The following is a 3,000-nucleotide window of genomic DNA, read 5'->3' as shown; positions in this document are numbered from 1 at the left end:
CTTGACGCCACTGTGCACGAGTGTATACATTCGTGCACAGCAATCGACGACGGCGTGACGCGCCACCACCGGAAGGCACCCCATGACCACCTCCGCACCCGAGACCACCCGCGAGGGCCAGCACGCCCTGGACGCCGACGTCATCGTCGTCGGCGGGGGCAACGCCGCCTTCACCGCCGCCCACGCCGCCGCCGTGCGCGGCCGGAAGGTGCTGCTGCTGGAGAAGGCACCGCAGGACGAGTTCGGCGGCAACAGCTACTACACCGCCGGCGCCACCCGCATCTCTCACGGCGGCCTGGAGGACCTGGCCGACCTCGTCGAGCCGGACGAGCGCCACGCGGCCACCGTGGTGCCGCCGTACTCCCCCGAGGACTACACCGCGGACCTGGTCCGTGTCACCGAGGGCCGCAACGACCCGGACCTGACCGAGGCCCTGGTCCACGAGGCCGCCCCGAACCTGCGCTGGCTGAAGTCCCTGGGCCTGAAGTACCGCCTGATGTACGAGCGCCAGGCCTACCAGCGCGAGGACGGCTCCTACCTGTTCTGGGGCGGGCTGCACGTGGGCAACGTCGGCGGCGGCGAGGGCCTGATGCACGATCACCTCGCCGTGGCCGAGAGGCTGGGCACCGAGGTCCGCTTCGGCCAGGACGTGTCCGGTCTGATCGTGGAGGACGGCCGGGTGCGTGGGGTGGAGGTCCGCCAGCAGGACGGCACCGTGACCGAACTGCGCGCCGAGTCCGTGGTCCTGGGCGCCGGCGGCTTCGAGTCCAGCGCCGAGTGGCGCCGCGAGCACCTCGGTGAGGGCTGGGAGAACGCCAAGGTCCGGGGCACCCGGTTCAACAACGGGGACATGATCGCCGCCGGACTGGCCATCGGCGCCCAGAAGGCCGGCGACTGGTCCACCTGCCACTCCACCCAGTGGGACGCGTTCAATCCGGACAATGAGTCCAACCGCGAGCTGACCAACCGGCTGACCCGCCAGTCCTACTTCCTGGGCATCATCGTCAACACCGAGGGCCAGCGCTTCGTGGACGAGGGCGAGGACTTCCGCAACTACACCTACGCCAAGTTCGGCCGGGAGATCCTCAAGCAGCCCGGTTCGGTGGCCTACCAGGTCTTCGACGCGAACCTGCGGGCCATGCTGCGCACCGAGGAGTACGACATGCCCGGCATCTCCGTGGAGCAGGCCGACACCCTCGAGGAGCTCGCCGCCAGGATCGGCGTGGACCCGCAGTCCCTGGCCGCCACGGTTGCGGACTACAACGCCTCGATCGACACCTCCGTGCCGTGGGACCCGACCGTCAAGGACGGCCGGCGAGCCGAGACCACCCCGGTGAAGTCCAACTGGGCCACCCCGCTGACCGAGGGCCCGTTCTACGCCTACGCCGTCACCTGCGGCATCACCTTCACCTTCGGCGGGCTAAAGTCGGACACCCACGGCCGCGTCCTGGACGCCCAGGGCGAGCCGATCCCCGGCCTGTACGTGTGCGGGGAGATGCTCGGCGGGCTGTTCTCGGCCAACTACCCCGGCGGCTCGGGCCTGGCGGCCGGCGTCGTCTTCGGCCGCCGCGCCGGTACGCTGGCCTGACAGCGTGACGTCCCGGCCGGCGTCGCGCCCCTGAGGCCCGACGCCGGCCGGTGAGGACCCAGCGCCAGTCCCGTCCCTGCCCCGCCGGGCGGGGACGGGACTCGTCCGAGATCGATGCCGCATCGAGACGGCAGAGAGCCGTAGCAGACCAGCAGGAAGGACAGCCGATGGCCGTGAAGGTGGACGCGACCGCGATCCATGCCGCGCTCAAGGCCGAGATCCTGCACGGCGCACACGAACCCGGCACGCCCTTCCGCGAGGTTAGCCTGGCGGAGCGCTTCGGGGTCTCCCGCACCCCGGTGCGCGAGGCGCTGGGCCGGCTGCAACAGGAGGGCCTGCTCGAGCGCGGCGTTCGCGGGCTGCAGGTGCGCCGGCTCGACCCCGAGGAACTGATGCAGGTGTACGACCTGCGCATCCTGCTCGAGGGACAGGCCGCCTTCGAGGCGGCGAGCGCCCGCACCGAGATGGACCTGGTGCGCCTGGACGCACTGCTGTCCCGGGACCGCGAGCTGCAGGACCCGGACAACGCCACCCGGCTGACCACCAACGTCGAGTTCCACGAGGCCCTGTGGTCGGCCACGCGGAACCCGGTGCTCAAGGACCTGCTGGACCGGCTGGCCACCCACCAGATCCACGCCCCCGTCTCCACCCTCACCCGGCCCGGACGCTGGGACCAGGCCCTGGACGAGCACGAGCACATCGTGGACCGCATCCGCGCCCAGGACGGCGAGGCGGCACGCGAGGCCATGCGGGCACACATGACCACCGCCCGGACCCTGCGGCTGGCGATGTTCCAGGACGCGGCGCGGCGGTGACTCCTCGCATCATGGACGCCACGTCATGATCGGTGGCCCCTTACAGGTGCTCCACCTCGACGAAGACGACCGCGTCTGACGCCTCCCGGTTCTCCACCCGATGCTCGGTGCCGGCGGGCCGGGTGTAACTCTGCCCGGTCACGAGTTCGGCCACCACCTCGCTGCCGTCGGCGTTCGTCACGTGCATGGTGCGGGAGACGAGGGGAATCACCACGTACTCGTGGTCATGCCGGTGCATGGGGATGGTCTGTCCGGGTTCGAGCGTCCACTTCGTCACGCGGAAGTGGTCGTTCTCGAGCTGGACCTCGCAGCGGGGGGACCCAGTGCTCATGATTGCTCCTTCGCGACCGCGGGGGCTGGCATGTGACGATTGACACAGCATAGGCCGGATCCCCTTGCCCCAGCCGCGCCCCTGACGGCGAGACCGAGTCGCCGCAGGTGGGCAGGAACCCGCTCCGGCCAGTGGCGCCCACCCGCCCGGGACGGCACTCCAACCCTGCCGCTCCGCTCAAGTTCGCTGCTATCCTCTTTTTTGTTCGTCAAGGCGAACATTTGCGGGAATGCGTGATGGAGGGAGTCGCGATGGCGCGACACAGA

At 70.3% G+C, this 3,000-nt stretch carries 3 protein-coding genes; 2 read left to right on the top strand and 1 reads right to left on the bottom strand.

The genetic code is table 11. The features are described from left to right. The first annotated feature begins 82 nt into the window (after positions 1 to 82). Together tcuA and PLJ28_RS15460 are read left to right on the top strand one after the other, a co-directional pair. Positions 83 to 1,588, top strand: coding sequence for an FAD-dependent tricarballylate dehydrogenase TcuA (tcuA, locus tag PLJ28_RS15465; protein ID WP_298043148.1), 1,506 nt, complete (start codon positions 83 to 85; stop codon positions 1,586 to 1,588). A 167-nt stretch (positions 1,589 to 1,755) separates the two neighbouring features. Next, complete coding sequence (locus PLJ28_RS15460; protein ID WP_298043146.1) at positions 1,756 to 2,403, top strand: GntR family transcriptional regulator; 648 nt, start codon at positions 1,756 to 1,758, stop codon at positions 2,401 to 2,403. Positions 2,404 to 2,443: 40 nt separating this feature from the next. On the opposite strand, the gene PLJ28_RS15455 is transcribed toward PLJ28_RS15460, so the two are convergent. Next, positions 2,444 to 2,734 (bottom strand): cupin domain-containing protein, encoded by a 291-nt coding sequence (locus PLJ28_RS15455; RefSeq protein WP_183528906.1) that lies wholly within the window; start codon positions 2,732 to 2,734, stop codon positions 2,444 to 2,446. Between the last annotated feature and the right edge of the window lie 266 nt (positions 2,735 to 3,000).

Origin of the sequence: Citricoccus sp. (assembly GCF_035445025.1) — a bacterium.
Lineage (GTDB): Bacteria > Actinomycetota > Actinomycetes > Actinomycetales > Micrococcaceae > Citricoccus.
The sequence above is the reverse complement of the archived record's forward strand: the minus strand, read 5'-3'. Positions and strand labels throughout refer to the sequence as shown.

What these genes read in the sequence shown, in the direction of transcription:
- tcuA (WP_298043148.1), top strand. Translation starts at nt 83, where the DNA reads ATGACCACCTCCGCACCCGAGACCACCCGCGAGGGCCAGCACGCCCTG.
- PLJ28_RS15460 (WP_298043146.1), top strand. Translation starts at nt 1,756, where the DNA reads ATGGCCGTGAAGGTGGACGCGACCGCGATCCATGCCGCGCTCAAGGCC.
- PLJ28_RS15455 (WP_183528906.1), bottom strand. Translation starts at nt 2,734, where the DNA reads ATGAGCACTGGGTCCCCCCGCTGCGAGGTCCAGCTCGAGAACGACCAC.